Source organism: Bacillus sp. FSL W7-1354, assembly GCF_038002405.1.
GTDB classification, from domain to species: Bacteria; Bacillota; Bacilli; order Bacillales; family Bacillaceae; genus Bacillus; species Bacillus paralicheniformis.
Genome location: NZ_JBBOCL010000001.1, coordinates 1,924,681 through 1,946,585 on the forward strand (window position 1 = coordinate 1,924,681; position 21,905 = coordinate 1,946,585).

At 47.9% G+C, this 21,905-nt stretch carries 21 protein-coding genes and 1 other RNA gene; 1 reads left to right on the forward strand and 21 read right to left on the reverse strand.

The window, feature by feature from the left end:
- Positions 1–15: 15 nt before the first annotated feature.
- The 18 genes from udk to cymR form a co-directional block, all read right to left on the reverse strand.
- Positions 16–651, reverse strand: coding sequence for a uridine kinase (udk, locus tag MKZ04_RS09780; RefSeq protein ID WP_020452390.1), 636 nt, complete (start codon positions 649–651; stop codon positions 16–18).
- A gap of 4 nt (positions 652–655) precedes the next feature.
- A complete protein-coding gene (locus tag MKZ04_RS09785; RefSeq protein WP_341045789.1) occupies positions 656–1,924 on the reverse strand; it encodes a peptidase U32 family protein in 1,269 nt (422 codons plus the stop codon).
- Positions 1,925–1,938: 14 nt separating this feature from the next.
- Positions 1,939–2,868, reverse strand: coding sequence for a peptidase U32 family protein (locus MKZ04_RS09790; protein WP_341045791.1), 930 nt, complete (start codon positions 2,866–2,868; stop codon positions 1,939–1,941).
- Positions 2,865–3,527 carry an O-methyltransferase gene (locus tag MKZ04_RS09795; protein WP_020452393.1) on the reverse strand — a complete coding sequence of 221 codons (663 nt, stop codon included), beginning with the start codon at positions 3,525–3,527 and terminating at the stop codon, positions 2,865–2,867. Before MKZ04_RS09795 ends, MKZ04_RS09790 begins: the two co-directional genes overlap by 4 nt.
- 146 nt (positions 3,528–3,673) lie before the next feature.
- Complete coding sequence (gene mltG / locus MKZ04_RS09800) at positions 3,674–4,786, reverse strand: endolytic transglycosylase MltG (RefSeq protein WP_023855374.1); 1,113 nt, start codon at positions 4,784–4,786, stop codon at positions 3,674–3,676.
- A 194-nt stretch (positions 4,787–4,980) separates the two neighbouring features.
- Positions 4,981–5,265, reverse strand: a complete 285-nt coding sequence (locus tag MKZ04_RS09805; protein ID WP_341045793.1) for a DUF1292 domain-containing protein — start codon at positions 5,263–5,265, stop codon at positions 4,981–4,983.
- A gap of 10 nt (positions 5,266–5,275) precedes the next feature.
- Positions 5,276–5,695, reverse strand: coding sequence for a Holliday junction resolvase RuvX (gene ruvX, locus MKZ04_RS09810; RefSeq protein ID WP_003183918.1), 420 nt, complete (start codon positions 5,693–5,695; stop codon positions 5,276–5,278).
- A gap of 6 nt (positions 5,696–5,701) precedes the next feature.
- Entirely contained in the window at positions 5,702–5,968 is a 267-nt protein-coding gene (locus tag MKZ04_RS09815; protein ID WP_003183920.1) for an IreB family regulatory phosphoprotein, read from the reverse strand.
- An 83-nt stretch (positions 5,969–6,051) separates the two neighbouring features.
- Positions 6,052–8,688, reverse strand: a complete 2,637-nt coding sequence (alaS, locus tag MKZ04_RS09820; protein WP_023855375.1) for an alanine--tRNA ligase — start codon at positions 8,686–8,688, stop codon at positions 6,052–6,054.
- Between the two features lie 347 nt (positions 8,689–9,035).
- The gene (locus MKZ04_RS09825; protein WP_341045796.1) at positions 9,036–10,094 is read right to left on the reverse strand and encodes an AI-2E family transporter; all 1,059 of its coding nucleotides are present in this window, start codon (positions 10,092–10,094) and stop codon (positions 9,036–9,038) included.
- 87 nt (positions 10,095–10,181) lie between these two features.
- Positions 10,182–10,313, reverse strand: coding sequence for a YrzQ family protein (locus MKZ04_RS09830; RefSeq protein WP_003183926.1), 132 nt, complete (start codon positions 10,311–10,313; stop codon positions 10,182–10,184).
- A 15-nt stretch (positions 10,314–10,328) separates the two neighbouring features.
- Positions 10,329–10,520, reverse strand: a complete 192-nt coding sequence (locus tag MKZ04_RS09835) for a hypothetical protein (RefSeq protein WP_016885531.1) — start codon at positions 10,518–10,520, stop codon at positions 10,329–10,331.
- Positions 10,521–10,535: 15 nt separating this feature from the next.
- A complete protein-coding gene (locus tag MKZ04_RS09840; protein ID WP_023855377.1) occupies positions 10,536–11,000 on the reverse strand; it encodes a PRC-barrel domain-containing protein in 465 nt (154 codons plus the stop codon).
- 88 nt (positions 11,001–11,088) lie between these two features.
- A complete protein-coding gene (recD2, locus tag MKZ04_RS09845; protein ID WP_341045799.1) occupies positions 11,089–13,485 on the reverse strand; it encodes an SF1B family DNA helicase RecD2 in 2,397 nt (798 codons plus the stop codon).
- Between the two features lie 51 nt (positions 13,486–13,536).
- A complete protein-coding gene (locus MKZ04_RS09850) occupies positions 13,537–14,187 on the reverse strand; it encodes a tetratricopeptide repeat protein (RefSeq protein WP_025811062.1) in 651 nt (216 codons plus the stop codon).
- A gap of 94 nt (positions 14,188–14,281) precedes the next feature.
- On the reverse strand, positions 14,282–15,400 hold the full coding sequence (gene mnmA / locus MKZ04_RS09855; protein ID WP_050820726.1) for a tRNA 2-thiouridine(34) synthase MnmA: 1,119 nt from the start codon (positions 15,398–15,400) through the stop codon (positions 14,282–14,284).
- 105 nt (positions 15,401–15,505) lie between these two features.
- The gene (locus MKZ04_RS09860; RefSeq protein ID WP_103749543.1) at positions 15,506–16,645 is read right to left on the reverse strand and encodes a cysteine desulfurase family protein; all 1,140 of its coding nucleotides are present in this window, start codon (positions 16,643–16,645) and stop codon (positions 15,506–15,508) included.
- Between the two features lie 20 nt (positions 16,646–16,665).
- On the reverse strand, positions 16,666–17,082 hold the full coding sequence (cymR, locus tag MKZ04_RS09865; protein ID WP_023855382.1) for a cysteine metabolism transcriptional regulator CymR: 417 nt from the start codon (positions 17,080–17,082) through the stop codon (positions 16,666–16,668).
- 441 nt (positions 17,083–17,523) lie between these two features.
- On the opposite strand from cymR, the gene MKZ04_RS09870 reads away from it, so the two are divergent.
- Entirely contained in the window at positions 17,524–18,789 is a 1,266-nt protein-coding gene (locus MKZ04_RS09870) for a replication-associated recombination protein A (RefSeq protein ID WP_023855383.1), read from the forward strand.
- 146 nt (positions 18,790–18,935) lie between these two features.
- Here MKZ04_RS09870 and MKZ04_RS09875 read toward each other — a convergent pair whose 3' ends face one another.
- The 3 genes from MKZ04_RS09875 to aspS all read right to left on the reverse strand — a co-directional run bounded on the left by MKZ04_RS09875 (position 18,936) and on the right by aspS (position 21,898).
- Entirely contained in the window at positions 18,936–19,700 is a 765-nt protein-coding gene (locus MKZ04_RS09875) for a tRNA threonylcarbamoyladenosine dehydratase (protein WP_025811059.1), read from the reverse strand.
- A 154-nt stretch (positions 19,701–19,854) separates the two neighbouring features.
- Positions 19,855–20,051: non-coding RNA, 6S RNA (ssrS, locus tag MKZ04_RS09880), on the reverse strand.
- 68 nt (positions 20,052–20,119) lie between these two features.
- Positions 20,120–21,898, reverse strand: coding sequence for an aspartate--tRNA ligase (aspS, locus tag MKZ04_RS09885; protein WP_341045802.1), 1,779 nt, complete (start codon positions 21,896–21,898; stop codon positions 20,120–20,122).
- Positions 21,899–21,905 lie beyond the last annotated feature (7 nt).

Consider the following 21,905-nt stretch of genomic DNA (forward strand, 5'->3'; position numbering starts at 1 on the left):
GTCTATGCTATGTTATTATAAAATCGCGTTTTGTTCAAGAATAGTTTGTATTTTTGTTACCATCAGGTCGATGGCGACGCGGTTTTGTCCGCCCTCCGGAATAATGATATCGGCATAGCGTTTCGTCGGTTCGACAAACTGGTTATGCATCGGTCTGACGACTGAGATGTACTGCTCGATGACAGAATCGATCGAACGTCCTCTTTCTTTTATGTCTCTGACCATCCTTCTGATGATCCGCAGGTCGGCATCCGTATCGACATACAGCTTGATGTCCATTAAGTCGCGGAGCCTTTCATCCTCGAGGACAAGGATTCCTTCCAAAATAATAACATCTTTCGGATCGACGTGCACGACTTCCTCTGAACGCGTATGCAGCTTGTAATCGTAAATCGGCTTTTTGATCGGCTTGTAGGCAAGCAATTCGTTTAAATGCTCGATCAAATAGTCATTATCAAATGCAAGCGGATGGTCGTAGTTCGTGTTCAGCCGCTCTTCAAACGGCAGATGGCTCTGATCTTTATAATATAAATCCTGTTCCAGCATCAAGATCGAATGACCTTTAAACTGTTCATAAATGGATCTGGTGACGCTCGTTTTTCCAGATCCGGAGCCTCCCGCTATGCCGATAACTACCGGTTTTTTCCCCATGCCATTACTGCCCCTTTCTCATCATGTTGCTAGGATATATCTTTTTGTCCACTTTAAATTTGACGATCTGCAGGGGATGGCGGGCTGCATCAAGCACATTGCCTTTTTCGTCCCATATCGTGTCAATTTTGCATGTGAAATTTTCGATTTCCGGACCGAAAAATTCGACTTCATCTCCGGTTTTAAAGAAGTTCCGCTGCTGGAGCGTGACCATTTTTGTCTCTTCATCATAATCAAGGACAAGTCCGGCAAAGTCGTATGTTGTCTTTTTGCCGTGAACGCCGAACATCTGCTCTTCATATCCGGGGGTTCCTTCAAAGAAAGCAGGCGCCGTGTCTCTATTGGCGCATTTGTCCAGTTCTTTCAGCCATTCTTCTTTGATGACGAAATTTTCGGGGTCAGCACAATAAGAATCGATCACTTTTCTGTACACACTGACGACTGTCGCAATGTAGTGGATCGATTTCATCCGGCCTTCGATTTTCAGGCTGTCAATACCCATTTCAATCATTTGCGGAATCGATTCGATCAGCTTCAGATCTTTCGGGCTCATCGCAAACGGTGCATCGCCTTCTTCATATAGCGGCAGTGCATTCGCCCCGTCCGTCTGATACAAATCATAGTCCCATCGGCATGACTGGCAGCAGCCTCCGCGGTTAGAGTCTCTGGCCGTCATATGGTTGCTGAGCACGCAGCGGCCGGAATAAGCGATGCACATCGCACCATGTATGAATGTTTCGATTTCAATATCCACTTTTTCTTTCATTTCTCTGATCTCAAGTGCGCTCGTTTCGCGCGCGAGCACGACCCGCTCAAGGCCTTCTTCCTTCCAGAACTGAACGGCTTTCCAGTTTGAAAGGGACTGCTGGGTGCTCAAATGCACTTCCAGCTTCGGCGCGACCCTGCGGCATGTTTCAATGATCAGGGGATCAGCGACGATAATGCCTGACACGCCTGCTCCCTCGAGGTCGCGCAAATAGTCTTCTAGCCCGTCGATATTTTCTTCATGCGCAAAAATGTTTGTCGTCACATAAATTCTGGCGCCGTATTTTTTCGCAAATTCGACACCTTCAGCCATTTCTTCAATTGAAAAGTTATCTGCGTTTGAGCGGAGTCCATATTCACGTCCGCCGATAAATACAGCGTCTGCGCCATAGTGGACAGCGATTTTCAGTTTTTCCAAATTTCCCGCCGGAGCAAGAAGTTCTGGCTTTTTCGTAATGACGCGTTTTCCATCAACGATTTTGGAAATTTTATCTTTTACTGCAGACATGGCTATCCCTCCTTTTAGTATACTGTTTCTTTGAAAAAGAATCCGGTATCGATGCTGCGGTTTGCAGGCTGCAGCTGTTCAATCCGCTCGATCCATTCTTCTTTCTTGTCTTCGTATGCTTCTCTGTCTGCGATGCAAAGGTCGATGGCTTCGCGGTACATGGCCGTTACCTCAGTCATGTATTCGACCGATTTTAAAATCCCTTCAATTTTAAATGAATCGACGCCGGCATCGATTAAATCCTCAAGCTCATCAATGATGCAGACGTCATTCGGACTCATGATGTGCGTGCCGTTTTCGTCTTCGAAAATCGGATATTTGTTACCGCGTTCTTTATCATGAAGATACATGCCTTTTTCTTTTTTCTTTCCTTCGATATCCATGACTTTTCCCTGGTATTCAAAATAGTTGCCGATCAGGGAGCGCTTTGACTGGAACATACATGTCATGCCGTGAACCTGAATTTCGATCTCGACTTCTGCTTTCTCTTTAATCTCAACGATGCTGTCCATGTTGAGCTCTCTTGCGAGCACCGCGCGCTTCGCGCCCTTTCGCCCCCAATAGTTGCAGGAATAATGGTTGGTTGCGGTCGTTTCCGTATTCCAGTGAAGTTTCATATTCGGCGCTGATTCCCGTGCAGCCATAAGTACAGCGGGATCGCCGAAGACAACCGCATCGGCGCCTGCCTCGTCCAAGAAAGAAAGGTAGTCATTCAGTTCTGGAACCCGGTCATTGTGAAAAATCGCATTCACGGCAACATATACTTTTGCGCCTTTTTGATGAGCCTGAATGATGGCTTCTTTTACTTCCTCTCTGGAAAACTCCCCGGCTAAACGCAGACCGAACCTTTGTGCACCGATGATAAACGCATCGGCGCCCGCCTCTGCCAAAGGCTTAATATCCGAAACAGCCGTCGGCGTCACAAGCAGTTCAGGCTTTTTCATATCCGTTCACCTCTTTTTTGACTGACGGCCAATCCGTCGCCCACAGGCAGGATCGCCGTGTGGTAGTCAGGATGCTCCATCAGCCAATGATTGTAATGATCTATTTTCGATACAAGCTTTTTGATGCGCTTGTTTTCGATCTGATTGTAATCTGATGCGACAAGGCCTTTGAAAAGGACATTGTCAGTAAAAATGATGCCGTCATCGGCGAGCATTTTTTCATATATACTGAAAAACTTCTGATACTGGCCTTTTGCGGCATCGATAAAAAGCGCATCATAAGGAGCCATCGATTGAACGGCGTCCGATTCGCTGAGCGCATCGCCGAAGAACACGTGAATTCTGTTTTCAAGCTGGAATGACCGGATGTTTTTCAACGCTTCCCGATACCTGTCTTCATCGCGCTCGATCGTAAAGATTTCAGCTTCGGGAAGGGCAAGTGCCATCCGAATCGCCGAATAACCGATGGCGGTACCGATTTCAAGAATTTTTTTCGGATTTTTGAGTGAAAGAAGCTGCAGGAGCACTTCGATTCCTGTCGGTTCCATAATGGGCACGCCATGCTTTTCGGCATAGGCCTCCAGTTTCATAATTTCAGCCGGCCTTTGCTTCAGCAGCTTTTCAAGATAGCCGGTCAATTCTTCGTGTCCAATCTTCACGGGCAGATGGCCTCCCTTTCATAAAAAAGAGCCTTAGGTCAGATGTGCAGCACTCTCCTAAAGCAGTCGACTGTCTTTTCTCAATAAACAACCCGATATATTTTATCATAAAACCTTTGTATTTGCGAATAAAAGGAGAGTAATTTTTACTCTCCTTTTTCCTCGTCCTGCGTGTTCGTAATGTATTTTGCTTTTGCTTTATTGTGTTCTTCAAGCGTTTTTGTAAAGACGACTTCCCCATTTTTCTTTGCAAGGAAATAAACATAGTCTGTTTGCTCCGGATTTAATGCCGCTTCCCAGGAGCTCTCTCCCGCGTTAGCAATCGGCCCAGGCGGTAGACCGGCATGTTTGTACGTATTATACGGGGAATCCGCTTCAAGGTCTTTGTACATGACACGGTTTTTATGCTCCCCAAGCGCGTATAAAACGGTCGGATCCGTTTGCAATGGCATGTTTTTGCTGATGCGGTTGTAAAAGACGCTTGAGATTTTGTGCCGGTCCGCTTTTTCGGTAGCTTCTTCTTCAATTAACGAAGCCATCGTCAAGGCTTTGTGGACGGACATCTTTTTGTCTTTCATCTGCTTTTCATACTTTTCAGCCAGCTGATCTGTTTGTTTGATCATCGCTTCGATGATTGCGTCCAGCTTCGTCTCAGGGTCGTAAAACGGATATGTCGCAGGATACAGGTATCCTTCAAGCGGATGCTTGATATTCTTGTTTAGCACGTCGTCGGTGATCAGTTTCGGATACTTCTGTTTTAATCGGCTGATGAATTCGCGGTCATCCAGCTTTTTCATAATGTCCGCTGCCGAGTAGTTGGTTTGTCCGGCGATGATAGCTGCGATTTCCTGGAGCTGTCTTCCTTCAGGAACGGTAATTTTAAATGCCGGTACATGCGAAGCGCTCGTCAGCTTTTTGACCATGCCGGCCGCATCCATCGACTGGCTGAGCTGAAAGTTCCCCGCTTGAAAGCCGGAGGCATTTTTAAATTTCACATAAGCGATAAATACTTTTTCGTTTTTAATTAGGTCCTCTTTTTTCAGTTTGGCGGCGATGGACGTAACGGTCGATCCTTCCGGAATATAGACGCTGACCGTTTTTGCATTATTTTTATCGACCGGTTCGAGCGCCGATTTGACGTAGAGCGAAACAGCGCCTGCGGTTAAAATCAGCAGAACCGCGACCACAGTCAGCCAAAACTTTATTTTATGTTTAAGGAGTCTTTTTATAAACGGTTTCTTTGTCTGATCTTCAAACATTGGTGTCCTCCTCTCCTCCCATGGTATATACTACATGATTCGTTATCATTCGGCAATTTATTACAAAATGTTTTAATAAAAAAAGCCGCCTGTCGGCAGCAGGGCGCAAATGATTGCAGATGCCCATTTAAAAAATGACAAAATCCTAAAACGGTTTAAGTTTTAGGATTTTGTCAAGCGGTTCAGCCGCTGCTTTATTCTTCTTCGTCTTCATCCGCTAAAAACGTGTTCAGCGTCTCTTCGATCATATCCCACTCTTCTTCTGTTTGAATCGGCATCAGTTCGCCGTCTTCTCCGGCTTCATTCGGTACGAAGCTTGAAGCATGGATCTCGATCTCTTCCTCATCCTGTGCTTCAACCGGATAATAAAGCACGTATGACTTGTTAAACTGATCGCTGTCAAATGTGAAGAGCACTTCACACAGCTGTTCGTTTCCTTTGTCGTCTACAATCGTAATGTTTTTTTCTCCGTGTTCCATCTTATTCACCTCATGAGTTTAGGCTGTCGAGATATCCTTGAAGGATCATCACGGCCGCCATTTTATCTATTACTTTTTTTCTTTTCTGCCTGCTTACATCTGCTGATATCAGCATTCTTTCGGCCGCCATTGTCGAGAGGCGCTCGTCCCAAAGCACGACGGGAACTTGAAACGTTTCTTCAAGCACTTCCGCGAACTTCTGGCTCGCCTCCCCCCTCGGGCCGACGGTTCCATTCATGTTTTTGGGAAAACCGAGTACAATCTTGTCAATGACATAGTCTTTCGTCAATTCGGCGAGGCGGTTCAAGCCGTAGTCACCGCCCGCCTCGTCGATTTTAATCGTTTCTATCCCTTGAGCCGTCCAGCCCATTTCATCGCTCAGCGCTACGCCGAGCGTTTTCGAACCTAAATCCAGACCTAATATTCGCATGCTTGTTTACGCCTCTTTATGCTGTTCTAAGTACGATTTAACCAATTCTTCGATTATCTCGTCTCTTTCTATTTTCCGAATCAGGTTACGTGCATCTCGATGCCTTGGAATGTAAGCGGGATCTCCTGATAGCAGGTATCCGACAATTTGGTTGATCGGGTTGTAGCCTTTTTCCTGAAGCGCATCATGGACGGTTATCAGCACTTCATTTACATTGGTTTCCATCGAATCGTCGGAAAAGTTAAATTTCATCGTCTTATCAAATGAGCTCACCGTTTTGCACCTCTTTCCCAAATTCGCAGGCAAAGTTTCAGCCTGATTACCTTCTAATCACCATTCTACACCACAACGGCTATTTATAAAACGGATTTTACCCATTCTTCCGCAGATGCTAATGCTTCAGCAAGCCGCTCAGGCTGTTTTCCTCCCGCCTGCGCCATGTCCGGACGGCCGCCTCCGCCGCCTCCGCATGCTTCTGCGACTTGCTTGACAAGCTTGCCTGCGTGGAAACCCCGCTCTATTAAATCTTTTGTAACTCCGGCGGAAATATTCACTTTTTCGTTTTGAACCGCCCCGAGAACGATGACGGCTGAGCCCAGTTTCGCCTTCAGATCGTCAACCATTGTGCGCAGGTGATTCATATCTTTGGCATTCACTTTTTCTGCGAGCAGTTTGATTCCGTCAATTTCTTTTACTTTTTCTAAAATCTCTCCGGCTTCTTTATTTCCCAGTTTCGCCAATAAAGATTCGTTTTCTCTCTGAGCTTCTTTCAGATCAGACTGGAGCGCTTCGATCCGTTTCGGCACTTCCTTCACATTGGTTTTCAGGACTTCTGCCGCCTGCTCGAGAAGCTCCAGTTTGGCGTTCATCTCTTCATAAGCGCCCTGCCCAGTTACCGCTTCGATTCTGCGGGTGCCGGCCCCGATGCCTGATTCGGACACGATCTTAAAGAGACCGATTTCAGCCGTGTTTCTCACGTGGCAGCCTCCGCACAGCTCGATGCTGTAGTCGCCGACTTGAACGACGCGGACGATGTCTCCGTATTTTTCGCCAAACAGCGCCATGGCTCCCATCGCTTTCGCTTCATCAATCGGTTTTAAGTCGATTTGCACAGGAATCGATGCCCAAATTTTCTCGTTCACTTTTGTTTCTATTTGTTCGAGTTCTTCCTTAGTCACCTGTCCAAAGTGAGAGAAGTCAAAGCGCAGACGGCTGTCAGTGACTAGCGAGCCTGCCTGGTTGACATGCGTACCGAGCACATCTTTCAGCGCCTGATGAAGCAAATGTGTCGCGGTATGGTTTTTGACGATGTCTTTTCTTAGCCGCTCCGTGACTTCTGCGGTCACGCTCATGCCTCTTTTAATTGCGCCGCTTTCCACGATCCCTTCATGCAGGTTCTGGCCGTTCGGCGCTTTTTTAACATCTGTGACGCGAATCGCGGCATCCCCGCTTTTAACCCAGCCTCTATCACCGATTTGCCCGCCGCTTTCAGCATAGAACGGGGTTTTTTCCAGGATAAACTGAACTTTCTTGCCTTCTTGAACGAGGTCGGCAAGTTCCCCGTCTTGAAGAAGCTCGGCGATTTTCGTTTCCGTTTTGATATCGGAATAGCCGATGAATTCGCTTTTTGTCATGATATCGCGGAGAGCGCCGCCTTGAACCTGCATGCTGCCGACGTCCTGGCGCGCCTGCCGGGCCCGTTCGCGCTGCTTGTCCATCTCGCGCTCAAATCCGTCATGATCGACTTCCATGCCTTCATCTTCGGCGTATTCTTCGGTCAGTTCAACAGGGAATCCATACGTATCATACAGTTTAAAGACATCTTCCCCGGAAATGATGCGGTTTCCTTTTGCTTTTTCCTTTTGAATCACTTCTGAGAGAATCGCCAAGCCCTCGTGCAATGTTTCATGGAAGCGTTCTTCCTCTGTTTTGATGACTTTCGCGATAAAGTCCGCTTTTTCTTTGACTTCGCCGTAGAATGCGGCCATGATGTCGGCAACTACCGGCACGAGCTCATACATAAACGGACGGTTAATATTGATGGACTTCGCATAGCGGACAGCGCGGCGAAGCAGCCTTCTGATGACATAGCCGCGCCCCTCGTTTGACGGAAGCGCTCCGTCGCCGACCGCAAACGCAGCCGTTCGAATATGGTCAGCCACAACCTTAAATGCCGTATCTTTTTCAGCAGATGTGCCGTACTTTTCTCCTGAAATGGCTTCTGTCGCCTTGATGATCGGCATAAACAAATCCGTATCATAGTTCGTCTTGGCATCTTGAATAACAGATACCATCCGTTCAAGGCCCATCCCCGTATCGATGTTTTTCTTCGGAAGCGGTGTGTATGTTCCGTCAGGATTGTGGTTGAACTCGGAGAACACAAGATTCCATACTTCAAGGTAACGCTCGTTCTCCCCACCCGGGTAAAGTTCCGGATCAGACGGGTCATTTCCATAATCTTCACCGCGGTCATAGAAAATTTCGGTATTCGGTCCGCTCGGGCCTTCGCCGATATCCCAGAAGTTTCCTTCCAGTCTGATGATCCGTTCCTCAGGAACGCCGATTTTTTTTGACCATAATTCATACGCTTCGTCATCTTCCGGATGGACCGTGACTGACAGCCGTTCGGGATCGAAGCCGATCCATTTTTGATCGGTTAAAAATTCCCATGCCCACTCGATCGCTTCTTCTTTGAAATAATCGCCGATCGAAAAGTTCCCGAGCATTTCAAAGAACGTATGGTGGCGGGCTGTTTTCCCGACATTTTCAATATCGTTCGTCCTGATTGATTTTTGAGCGTTGCAGATGCGCGGATTCTCCGGCACAACCCGTCCGTCAAAATATTTTTTCAGCGTCGCAACTCCGCTGTTGATCCAAAGCAGGGAGGGATCTTCATGCGGAATAAGAGAGGCGCTCGGTTCAACGGCATGCCCTTTTTCTTTAAAAAAATCTAAAAACATTTGGCGCACTTGTGCGGATGTCAATGTCTTCATTATTTTTTTCCTCCTTTAAATGATGCACATGCAAATTAAAAAGCCCCCGCCCTATGCAAACAACGTTTACACAGGGACGAGAGCTCCTCTCGCGGTACCACCCTGATTATGGGCGTAACAAAACGCCCATCACCTTGATATCCGAATAACGCCGGATGAAGACGGCAGGTTTTCGCCTGCACTCAGGATTAGCTTCTACTGATCTTCTGTTAAAGCTCTTTCACCGCAATGGAGCTTCTCTCTATAAAACAGGGCTTCAGTATACTCGGATCCGTCAATCGAGATACGTATGTATGTCTATTTCGAAATTATAGACAACGGAAGCCGTTATGTCAAACTTCTGCCGCTCACGCTTTTCTTGCCGCTAAAAAATGGACGAGCATCACTTTGATAACGGCCATGACAGGCACAGCCAGAATCATGCCGATGATGCCGGCAAGCTCCCCGCCCGCCAGCAATCCAAGCATAATGACGACGGGATGCATATGCAGGCTTTTGCCGACGACAAGAGGGCCGAGAATATTGCCTTCGATAAACTGCAGCACCAAAATCGTAATGATCACCACGAAAACGAGCCTCGTCGATAAAGCGGCAGCTACCATAACGGCGGGAATCGCGCCGATGACGGGACCGAAATACGGGATGACATTTGTCGCGCCGATGACAAGGCCGAGGATCAGCGGATAGGGCAGGTCAAAAAACCAAAATGACAGGCTCGCTCCCAAGCCGATGACAAGACAGACAAAAAGCTGGCCTCTGATGTAGTCTCCAAGAGAATCATCGACATCGCGGATGAATTCGCTGCCTCTCGCCCTCCATGAAGAAGGCGTCAAATACCATACCGCCTTCTTCATCGTATCAATATCTTTCACCATGTAGAATACTAAAAAAGGAATAATCGCCGCCACGAGCATATAATCAAAAACGAACCGGATGCTTCTGATCGTCCGTTCTACCCAGCTTGCTACGAATTCCTCCGTCTGATTGACGAACCTGTCGATCCTGTCGTTCATGCCGTCGGGCCAGCCGTCTGTATGATGATGCAGCTGATCCAGCATGCTTTCGTAAGATGCGGCAAGAAACGGAATTCCCTCTGATAGCTCTGTCAGCTGTTTAATGAGGATCGGCACCCCTTTGTAAAAGGCGTAGCCGAGACCGGCAAAAAACAGAACATAAATCAGCAAAATACTCAAAGTTCTCGGCACGCCGGCCCGATGTATCTTTTCAACGACAGGCAAAAGCAGATAGGTGATAAAAACCGCAATTACAAGCGGGATCAGAATCGACTTCAGCAGCACACAGACAGGCTCCCAAATCATTCTCAGCTGCAAAAAGATATAGACGGTTAATAGCAAAAGCATGAAGATCGAGACCCACATTAAAAGCTGCAGCGGTTTTTTCAGCATTTTTTTCACCCCTTGTTAGCTTTTGATTTCTGCTTGTAATTATTCCCGAAGAAAAAAGGGACACCCTTTTAAGGGTATCCCTTCTGCTTAAAACATTTTCATGACGCGTCTTCTCAGCTTTCTCATGTTTCGCTTGTTCATCATATCGTTCTGAGACGCCATGTAGTACATCAAAGCCCCGGCTCCTAAAGAAATGAGAGAAGTCATTGTACGATTCAACTTTCTAACCTCCATTCAAAGGTTAATCGTTCGTTCGTCATCTGAAAACAGATCGTCCAGGCTGCTCAATGTTCCGTCCTCTTCGACTTGATGAGTCGAAATTTTTCCTTTTGAAAGGGTCAGCTCAATAAAGCATCCCCAGCAGTAATATTGATTTACACCGATTTTGCCGATGTTTTTGCTTTTGCAATTCGGGCAAACGAGCATTTGAACACACACCTCTTATTCGTTCAAGACGATTGTGCTTCTGCCTACTTCAAGCGGTTCCCCAGATGAGTGAATCTGCTTTTTGTCGCCTGACAAATCGGCAAAAAAACCGTCTGATAGTTCATATGCTACGATTATGCCCGTGTCGGAAGAAAAGTATACATCTTCCAGCATGCCCAGCGTATCTCCTGCTCCGTTTTTGACCATTTTTTGTTTCATCTGGTCATAAGAAAGACTCTGCTTCGGGATTTGCATCGGCTTGAATTCGGTGAAATCAACATATACGCTGTCACGTCCGATTTCGGTGACAGCGGGAAGCGGAAGAAGCGAACGGGGATTGTAAAAGCGCCGCTTCTCTTCCATAATCAATCCGAGACATGTCCCTTCATTGGAAAAACAGATATCTGTTACCACCCCAAGCGGGAGAGAAGATTGTCTGTCGTAAACATTGAGTCCTTCCAGCTCATTGCATGTTCTCAAAGTGTGATCAACCACCTTTTTACGAACATTCTTATGATCTGCTGTTGCGACGAGACTCATACGATGAAATGGATTCCATGAAAAACACTTATTCTGCTTCCTTTTCCATAAAATCAAAAGGTGTAATGCCTTCCATCCCGATATTGGCGTCATAGACGCTAAAAGGCAGCTCTTTTTGCAGCGCCATGAGCTCTTCATCCTCTTCATGCGCCGCCTGCTGAAGCCTTCTTTTAAGCGATGTCTGCCTTTCCGATGATTCCTTATTTTTCACGCCCCATTCAAGGGCCTCCTCTTCCCCGCACAAAATCAGGAATTTCTTGCTTCTTGTGATGGCCGTGTAAAGCAAGTTCCTTCTCAGCATGCGGTAATAGCTTTTGACGACCGGAAGGATGACGATCGGAAATTCGCTGCCCTGCGATTTGTGGATCGAACAGCAATAGGCGTGCGTAAATTGGTTAAAATCTTTTTTTGTAAAGGTGATTTCATTCCCGTCGAAAGAGACGACGGCCATATCTTCTTTTTCCGTATTTTCTTTTGCATAAAAAATCGAGACGATCTCACCCATATCACCGTTAAACACGTTGTGTTCCGGCTGGTTGACGAGCTGAAGCACTTTATCCCCGGTACGGTACACGACATCGCCGTACTTCATTTCCCTGCCTTTCGGCTTCGGGGGATTCAGGATGCCCTGCAAAAGCGCGTTTAACTCGTTGATACCGGCTGCTCCCCTGTACATCGGAGCCAAAATCTGAATATCCCTGGCCGAATACCCTTTTTGCAGCGCGTTTTTGACGACTTTTTCGACGACTTCTTTAATCTGCTGCTGGCGGCAGAGAATGAAAGAACGGTCTTTTGTCGGCGCGGTCAAGTTTTCAGGAAGCTTTCCTTGTTTCATTTCATGCGCCAGTTCAACGATGGAAGAGCCTTCAGCCTGCCTGTAAATATCGGTTAATCTGACAGAAGGAATGACATTCGATGCCAAAAGATCCCTCAGCACCTGTCCGGGACCGACGGACGGAAGCTGATCTTCATCTCCGACCATGATGACCTGAATCCGGTCGGGAATCGCCTTGAACAATTGGTTGGCGAGCCATATATCAAGCATGCTCGTTTCATCAATGATGAGCAGCCGTCCGTCAATCGGATTGTCTTCATCGTGCGTAAATCCTTCGGCTCCATTCCAGCCGAGAAGCCTGTGAATCGTCACGGCCGGCAACCCGGTCGACTCGCTCATCCGCTTAGCGGCCCGGCCGGTCGGTGCTGCGAGCACAAACGGAAACGTTTCATCCTTTTTGTAATCAGCCGGATTTAAGCTTAAGCCGTGCAGCTCACTGTACAACTCGACGATTCCCCTAATGACGGTCGTTTTCCCGGTTCCCGGTCCGCCTGTCAAAAGCAGCATCGGCGACATCAGCGCTTTTTGAATCGCTTCTTTTTGACTTGGCGCGTACTGCACTTTCATCCGTTCTTCAAGCTCCCCTAAAGCGAGCAGGAATTCCGATTCGGGAAACTGGTCATCGTATTCGGTCTGTCCGGCGATTTTCTGCACCCTTTTGGCAAAGCTTTGTTCAGCGTAGTAAAGGGACGGATAATAACACCTTTCATCTTCAATGAACAGCTCTTTTTGCTCCCCTAAAGAAATGATCGCGTCCGCCACATCCATCTCGGTTACTTTTTCATCACCTGCAGACTGGTTTAACAGTTTTTGCGTCTCGATGATGAGCTGTCTCGTGTCTATGTATGTATGCCCTTCTTGAAGGCATGTCGCTTCAACCGTGTATAAAATCGCCGCCTTGATCCGCTCTTCATGTTTGCCTGAGATCCCCATTCTGCCGCCCAGTTCGTCCGCCTTGATAAAGCCGATTCCTTCGACATCCTTGACAAGCTGGTAAGGATTTTCGCGGATTTTATCAAGCGTTTCCGCTTCATACGCCTGATAAATTTTCATGGACAGCTGGGGGCCGAAGCCGAATTCGCTCAAGGAGATCATAATCTGTTCGAGCCCCTGATGCTGCTGCAGGGCAGCGGCAAGCTTATCCGCCTTTTTTTTGGAGAGCTTCGGAACATCATACAGGACGGCGCCGTCGCTTAAAATTTTGTTGATCGCACCTTCCCCAAGCTTATTAACAATTTCCTCGGCCGTTTTTTTGCCGATTCCTTCAAATAAATCGCTGGCCAAGTATTGGATCACACCTTCTTTCGTTGTCGGCACTTCTTTTTTAAAATGATCCGCTTGAAATTGCAGGCCAAATTTCGGATGGGAGGCGGTTTTTCCGTAAAAAGTGTAGATATCGTCTTCATGGATCAAAGGAAAGTAACCCGTGACAGAAACGGTTTTGTCTTCAAAAGACTCCGATGTTTCTTCCACTTTTACTTTTAATACGGTATACAGGTTTGTTTCATTATGATAAATGACAGCCGCAACCGTTCCTTTTACAAATGAAGCTTCTTCCATTTCAATTTGGTCCGGGTTATGGCGCTGCATCACTGTTCTCCCCCTCTCCATTCAAAATCCGTTATGACGGCCCTTGATCAATCAAGCTTCTTCCAAAAGCTGCTTGGCGCGAATGCTGAGCATATGGTCCGGCTGAATGTCCAGCGCCTTGTTCAGCATGGCAAGCGCGGTTTCCCGATCTTCCTTAAACGCATAGGCAACGCCTAAATTATAAAAAGCATCTGCATGGGACGGATCGCGCTCTGTTACATTTGAAAACTCCGTGATCGCTTCGTCCAGCATCCCTTCATTGGCAAGGCACATCGCGTATTGAAAACGGGCTTCGACATCCGTATCGTTCAGCTCAGCGGCCCTTTGCAAATACGGCATCGCGAGCTTCGGCTGCTCAAGCTTCACAAGCGTCGTCCCGAGCATATAATATAAGTCGCTGTTTTCCATGCCCGTCCGATGCGCTTTTTCAAACATGTCCTTCGCTTCTTGATACCGTTCTTTCATGACATAGACATTCCCGGCTCCATAATAAGCTGCTCCCGCTTTCTCGTCCAAAGCAGCCGCCCGGTCGTAAAACTTAAGCGCCCTGTCCAGTTCCCCGACTGCCGAAAGCAGATTGGCAAAGTTGATATAAGGCACCGGATCGCCGCTGTTTTCATCAATTGCCTTTGTAAAGGCTTCTGCGGCTTTTTCAAAGTCGCCTTTTTGCATAGCATCTATTCCAATTTGATTGTAATCCAAAAGCCCTCTCCCTTTCACGAACTATTTTAAAAAGGCCGCCGACATTGCCGGCAGCCGTTCGAGAAGCTCCGGGGTGTTATCCAGAGCCCCGGTTTTATACATACCAAAGTTGTTGTCCGTCTTTAAACACATCATCAATCGTTCCGCCGCCTAGGCATTCTTCACCTCTGTAAAAGACAACCGCTTGTCCCGGCGTAACGGCGCGGACCGGCTCTTTAAAGACGACCTCTGCTTCATCTGTCCCGGTCATTCTGACAGTGACTTCGTGATCGGCTTGGCGATAGCGGAATTTGGCCGTGCAGGCGAGCTCGTCTTCGCCGCCGAAGACGCCGTCATGCACAAAGCTTACGTTTGTCGCCGTGATCTTATCGGAGAAAAGAAGCGGATTGTCGAATCCTTGGTCAACATACAAGATGTTTTTTTCAAGGTCTTTTCCGACGACGAACCAAGGGTCTCCGCTTCCCCCGATGCCGAGGCCGTGCCTTTGTCCGATCGTATAGTACATTAAACCGTCGTGGCGGCCTTTGAATTCGCCTTCCATCGTCCGCATATCTCCCGGCTGTGCTGGAAGGTACTGGCTGAGAAACGTTTTGAAGTTCCGTTCTCCGATAAAGCAGATGCCTGTGCTGTCTTTTTTGGCAGCTGTCGCAAGCCCCGCTTCTTTTGCGATTTCCCTGACGCGGCTTTTTTGAAGCTCGCCGATCGGAAACAGCACTTTGCTTAACTGCTCTTCTGTCAGCTGGTTAAGAAAATAGGTCTGATCTTTATTTTCGTCCAGCCCTCTGAGCATTTTAACACGCCCGTCCGTACGGTCGACCCGCGCATAGTGGCCGGTGGCCAAATAATCGGCTCCAAGCGACAAAGCGTGCTCCAAAAAGGCTTTAAATTTAATCTCTTTGTTGCACATCACATCCGGGTTCGGCGTTCTGCCCGCTTTATATTCATCAAGGAAATATTGAAAAACCTTTTCCCAATACTGCTTTTCAAAATTTACCGCATAGTACGGAATTCCGATTTGATTACATACCTTTATAACATCTTCGTAATCTTCCGTCGCTGTGCAAAAACCGTTCTCATCTGTGTCATCCCAGTTTTTCATAAAAATTCCAATGACATCATAGCCCTGCTCTTTCAAAAGCAAAGCCGCCACAGAGGAATCAACGCCTCCGGACATTCCGACGACCACCCGTGTATCTTCAGGCCGCTTCGTCATTTTCATCAACTCCAATAAATCAATTCAAAAACTTGTCCTTTCAGATCATATCATCATTTTCGGGCAAGATGCGAATCTTTAGCTCGGAGCGTCGCTTCCCGACACTTATGACAGGCGCTGAACAATTGCCGCAAGTTCTTTCGCGGCCCGCTCCACCTGCTCCTCTGTATTGCCAAAGCCGAAGCTGATCCGTATGGATGACGTCAGCCGGTCATCTTCCTCGCCAAACATGGCGGAGAGAACATGAGACGGAAGCACAGATCCGGCCGTGCACGCCGATCCGCTCGATACTGCAATTCCCGCCATATCGAGATTAACGAGCAGCGATTCAACAGATACTCCCGGAAAATACAGATTTAAAATATGCGGCAGGCTGTGCTCTCTGCTGCCGTTCACATCGAAGGAGACGCCATCTGCTTCCAGCGTACGAATGACGATGTCTTTAAACCGGCGGTAAAGCGCCGATTTTTCTTCTCTTTCCTGACCTGACAGCAAAACGGCTTCACCGAGTCCCGCGATTCCCGGGACATTTTCCGTTCCCGCCCGGCGTTTGCGTTCCTGCTCTCCTCCGAAAAGCAGCTGGCTGAGCTTCACCTTTTCGTTGACGTATAAGAAGCCTGTCCCCTTCGGCCCGTTCAGTTTATGTCCGGAGACTGACATCATATCGATACGGCTTTTTTGCACATCAATCGGCAAAAAGCCGAAGGCTTGTACCGCATCTGTATGAAACAGCGCCCGATGGTCTTTTAGCAGATCGCCGATCTCATCTATCGGCTGAATCGTTCCCACTTCATTGTTTCCATACATTACCGTCACCAGGATGGTATCGTCCCGCAGCGCGTCTTTCACCTGCTCAGCGGAGATTCTTCCGCTTTCGTCGACATCAAGATATGTGACGTCAAATCCCATTTCTTCAAGCCTGTTGCACGTATGCAGAACGGCGTGGTGCTCGATCTTTGTCGTGATGATGTGGCGGCCCTGCTGCTCTCTCGCCAGTGCGGTTCCGAGAATCGCCATATTGTCGGCTTCGGTTCCCCCGCTCGTAAAAACGATTTCATTGGGATGCGCTCCGATTTCCCGAGCGATCAGCTCCCTCGTGCCGTCAAGCCATTTTCGGCTCTCCCTCCCAAAGGAATGAATGCTTGAAGGGTTTCCGAAGTTTTCCGTTAAGTAAGGCAGCATTTTTTCCACTACCCGGGGGTCAGTCGGAGAAGTCGCTGCATGGTCTAAGTAAATCCGTTCCATCCTACCATTACACCTCGATCTTAAATGTAAAACATATACGCTTCTTGCTCGCCCTCTGTATAGCTGGCCAAGTCTTCAAGCGTCGTGGAGTCCAGCACTTCCTTGACAGCGTCGCGAATCTTGATCCACAGCTCGCGCTTTGCCGGCTCCTCATTTTCAAGTACTTCCACCGGGCTGATCGGTCCTTCCAGAACGCGAATGATATCGCCCGCCGTAATCGCCTCAGGCTCGTCACCCAGAATATAGCCGCCGTACGCGCCGCGGATGCTTTTCACAAGTCCTGCGTTCCGCAAAGGTGAAACAAGCTGTTCCAAATAATGTTCCGATAAATCGTTTGTCTGAGCAATACTTTTCAAAGAAGTCGGGCCTTCCCCATGCTTTTTAGCAAGCTCAATCATAATCGTCAGCCCGTATCTGCCTTTAGTTGATATTTTCAAAATAAACACCTCTAACCTATAATAAATCATGCCTTCAGGACGAAGGTACTCGGCGTTTTTCGCAGGACGCGAAAGCCTTTAGCCGAGTCTTCTTTCTCACCAGGACGAAGCACTCGGCGTTCCTCGAAGGAGGAAAAAGCACGCAGCCGAGTCCCGTTCGGACGCAGGAGGCGCCCAGCACATCCTAACAAGGCATAAGCCGTTCTCCAAATGAAATTACCGGTGCAAGCCGGCTGTTGGTTTTTAAGCATCTGTTATATATTAAAAACTCGGTTAAGGCAAGGTTCCAGCCTTGCCCTTCTGATAGATTACAGGTTATTATAGCACACTTTATATAAACTTTCATTTTCGGCCCTATATTCAGCTTGCCATATTCATTTCTTTTCTAATCGTCTTTTTTCCGTTACTCTATAAAAAGAATACATTCGGGAGAGATCAATCATGAAACCACTCGCATTTCGAATGCGCCCTACAAAAATCGAAGAGGTTCTCGGCCAGGATCATCTGGTCGGAGAAGGAAAGATCATTCATCGGATGGTGCAGGCCAAACACCTCTCATCGATGATTCTGTACGGCCCCCCGGGCATCGGCAAAACGTCGATCGCCACGGCGATTGCCGGCAGCACAAGCATCGCTTTCCGAAAGCTGAACGCTGTCATCAATAATAAAAAGGATATGGAAGCCGTTGCCGCCGAAGCCAAAATGTCGGGGCAGGTCATCTTAATCCTTGATGAAGTGCACCGGCTTGACAAAGGCAAGCAGGACTTTCTCCTTCCGTATTTGGAAAACGGCATGATTATTATGATCGGGGCGACGACAGCCAACCCGTACCATGCGATCAATCCGGCGATCAGAAGCAGAACGCAGATTTTCGAGCTGCAGCCATTAGACTCTGAACAAATCAAAGCGGCCATTAAACGGGCGCTTGAGGATGAACACAGAGGCCTCGGTTCGTATGATGTTGCCCTCGACGATGAAGCCCTTGACCATATGGCCCGCGGCTGCGGCGGCGATGTCCGCTCCGCTTTGAATGCGCTCGAGCTTGCCGTATTGTCCACAAAGGAAAACAGCGAAGGAACCATCCGCATTACATTGGAAATCGCAGAAGAATGCCTGCAGAAAAAAAGCTTTGTCCACGACAAAGATGGAGACGCGCATTATGATGTCATTTCCGCTTTCCAAAAATCGATCAGAGGCTCTGATGTCAATGCGGCACTTCATTATCTGGCAAGGCTCATTGAAGCGGGGGATTTGGAAAGCCTTGCACGGAGGCTGCTTGTTATCGCCTATGAAGATATCGGCCTGGCGAGTCCGCAGGCTGGAGGAAGAACGCTTCAAGCTATTCAAACGGCGGAACGAATCGGATTTCCGGAGGCAAGGATTCCGCTCGCCAACGCCGTGATCGAGCTTTGCCTGTCTCCTAAATCGAACTCGGCGATCCTTGCGGTTGACGAAGCGCTGTCAGACGTCCGCTCCGGAAAGATCGGCGATGTGCCGAACCATTTAAAAGACGCCCATTATAAAGGAGCCGCAGAGCTTGGCAGAGGCGTCGAATACAAATATCCGCACAATTACGAGAACGGCTGGGTCAAACAGCAGTACCTGCCTGATCCGCTGAAAAACAAAGTTTACTATCAGCCGAAGCAGACAGGAAAATTTGAGCTTGCGCTGAAACAAGTATATGACAAGCTGATGAAACAAAAATAATAAACAGCCTGTTCCCTTTTCATATGGGGAACAGGCTGTTTATTCTTACACTGAGCTTTAAAGGATGACAAAATCCCAAAACGGCTTTTAGTTTTGGGATTTTGTCAACAATCTTAAACGACAGCACCGTTGCCGTCATTTTTGTATTACTTATCTTTCACCCTTTTGATCGGGATATCTTTCAAAAGCTCCATGATCACATGGCCGCCCATGATCAAGCCTGCGACTGACGGAACAAAAGCATTCGAAGACGGCGGCATCTGCGCTTTGCGAATTTTCGCTTCGTCATTTCCGACGATTTGGCGTACGTCTTCGCGGATCACGATCGGGCTTTCGTCAGAAAAGACGACTTTAATGCCTTTCGTAATGCCTTCCTTGCGAAGCCTCGTCCGGATGACTTTTGCAATCGGATCGGTGTGGGTTTTTGAAATATCGGCCACTTGGAACCTTGTCGGATCTGTTTTATTGGCCGCTCCCATGCTTGAAATGATGTTGATGTCCCGCTTCAGGCACTCTTTCATTAAGTGAATTTTATAATGAATCGTGTCTGACGCGTCGATTACATAATCCGGTTCATAAGCAAAAAACTGTTCATACGTCTCTTCGGTATAGAACATTTTTAAAGCGATGACATCACACTCAGGATTAATATCGGCGATTCTCGCTTTCATTAAGTCAACTTTCGGCTGTCCTACCGTTGAAAGTAAAGCCGGCAGCTGACGGTTGACATTGGTGATGTCAACATCGTCTTTATCGACCATCACGATTCTGCCGACACCAGAACGGGCGAGCGCTTCCGCGGCGAAAGAGCCGACCCCGCCGACGCCTAAAACGGCGACCGTGCTGTTTTTTAAAATATTTAAACCTTCTTTTCCAATCGCTAATTCATTGCGTGAAAACTGATGTAACAAGAATCTCACTCCATCTTTATTAACAGTTACCGATAGTATCTTATCATAATCGGGTGATTAAACAAGCGGTCTATTTCATTTTCCCGTCATATTTTTTCGCTTCGCCTCATAGATTATCCTATGTATAGCCGAAAAAGGCCTTTTCAAGCACAAAAAAAGTCCCGATTGTGCCGTTGTCGTATTCCTTCGTTTTGATCCCGCTCTCGGCAGGTGGGTGTTCTGTTCCAAACTTTGCAAGTCCTCCTGAGCACACGAGTGATAAGAGGCATTTGCTCCATTTGGAAACGTCGAACTCCCAAGTAAAAAAATGTTCGGTCAAAACTAGGTGTACAACAAACACATCAGGACTTTATTTGTTAAAAATGATATCATACGTCCCTTTGATTTTCAATGGGATGTACAGCCGTATATTTTACAATTTACTGTCGAACTTTGCGGTTGATTGACAGGTGCAGCTCATCGAGCTGGGCGCTGTCCACTTCGCTAGGTGCTTCCATCAACAAACAGCTTGCGCTTGCCGTTTTCGGGAATGCGATCGTATCTCTCAGGTTGGTGCGGCCGCTGAGCAGCATCACAAGCCGGTCAAGGCCGAGCGCGATTCCGCCGTGCGGGGGAGCCCCGTATTCAAACGCTTCAAGCAGGAAGCCGAACTGCTCTTTCGTCTCTTCCTCAGATAGACCCAAAAGCGCAAACATTTTCTCCTGAACATCTTTTTCAAAAATACGGATTGATCCGCCGCCCAGCTCATAGCCGTTTAAGACAAGATCATAGGCTTGCGCTTTCATGTCTTCCGGATTCGTGTCGACCAGATCAAGGTCTTCCCGGACAGGCATCGTGAACGGGTGGTGTGCCGCATAGAAACGTCCTTCTTCTGAATCATACTCAAGAAGCGGCCAATCAACGACCCATAAAAAGTTGAACAAGCTTTCATCGATCAGATTCAATTCTTTTCCGAGCTTTAAGCGCAGCGCGCCGAGCGCGTCATTGGCGACTTCCAGCCGGTCTGCGACAAAGAGGATGAGGTCCCCTTCCTTCGCGTCAAGCGCTTCAATGAGCACCTGCTGTTTTTCGCCCTGGAAGAACTTCGCAATCGGGCCTTTCAGTCCGTCCGCTTCGGCTTTCAGCCATGCCAGCCCTTTCGCCCCGTAGTTTGCGGCGAATTCGCCGAGTGCGTCAATGTCTTTCCGCGAATATTTAGATGCAGCGCCTTTAACGTTTATCGCTTTAACCGCGCCTCCGTTTGCCACAGCTGACGCAAACACTTTAAAATCGGAATCCTTTACGTTTTCTGATACATCGGTCAAAAGCATGTCAAAGCGGGTATCCGGTTTGTCGGATCCGTAAAGGTTCATCGCATCCTGATATGACATTCTCGGCAGCGGCAGAGAAATGTCCACACCGTGCGTTTCGAGCATGACTTTCGCCATCATTTCTTCAGCGAGCTTCATGATGTCTTCCTGGTTCATAAATGACATTTCGATATCGATCTGCGTAAACTCCGGCTGGCGGTCGGCGCGCAAATCTTCGTCCCTGAAGCAGCGGGCGATTTGATAATAGCGGTCAAAGCCGGACACCATCAACAGCTGTTTGAAAAGCTGCGGAGACTGCGGCAGCGCGTAAAATTCTCCTTCATGGACGCGGCTCGGCACGAGATAGTCGCGCGCTCCTTCAGGCGTTTTTTTTGTCAACACCGGTGTTTCAATATCGATAAAGCCGTTGTCATCAAGGAAGCTGCGGACGGCTTTTGTAACGTTATGCCGCATTTTTAAGGTGTTGAACATCTCCGGTCGGCGCAAGTCGAGATAGCGGTGCTTCAACCTGATGTCTTCAGACACTTCTGAAGCCTGGTCGCTGATCGCAAAAGGCGGCGTTTTGGCCGCACTCAGCACATTGACCGATTCCGCCTGGATTTCGATTCTCCCGGTTTTCAAGTTCGGATTGACTGTTGCTTCTTCACGGGCAACGACTTTTCCTGTAATGTCAAGCACATATTCGCTGCGGATGCTTTCAGCTGTTTCAAGGGCGTCTTTGGAAACGTCGGGATTAAATACAACCTGCACAATGCCGGTGCGGTCTCTCAAATCAATAAAAATCAAGCCTCCGAGATCGCGTCTTTTTTGAACCCATCCTTTTAAAACGACGGATTCTCCGATCGCCTTCTCCGTTATTTCGCCACAATAATATGTTCGTCCAAACAAAGCGGTC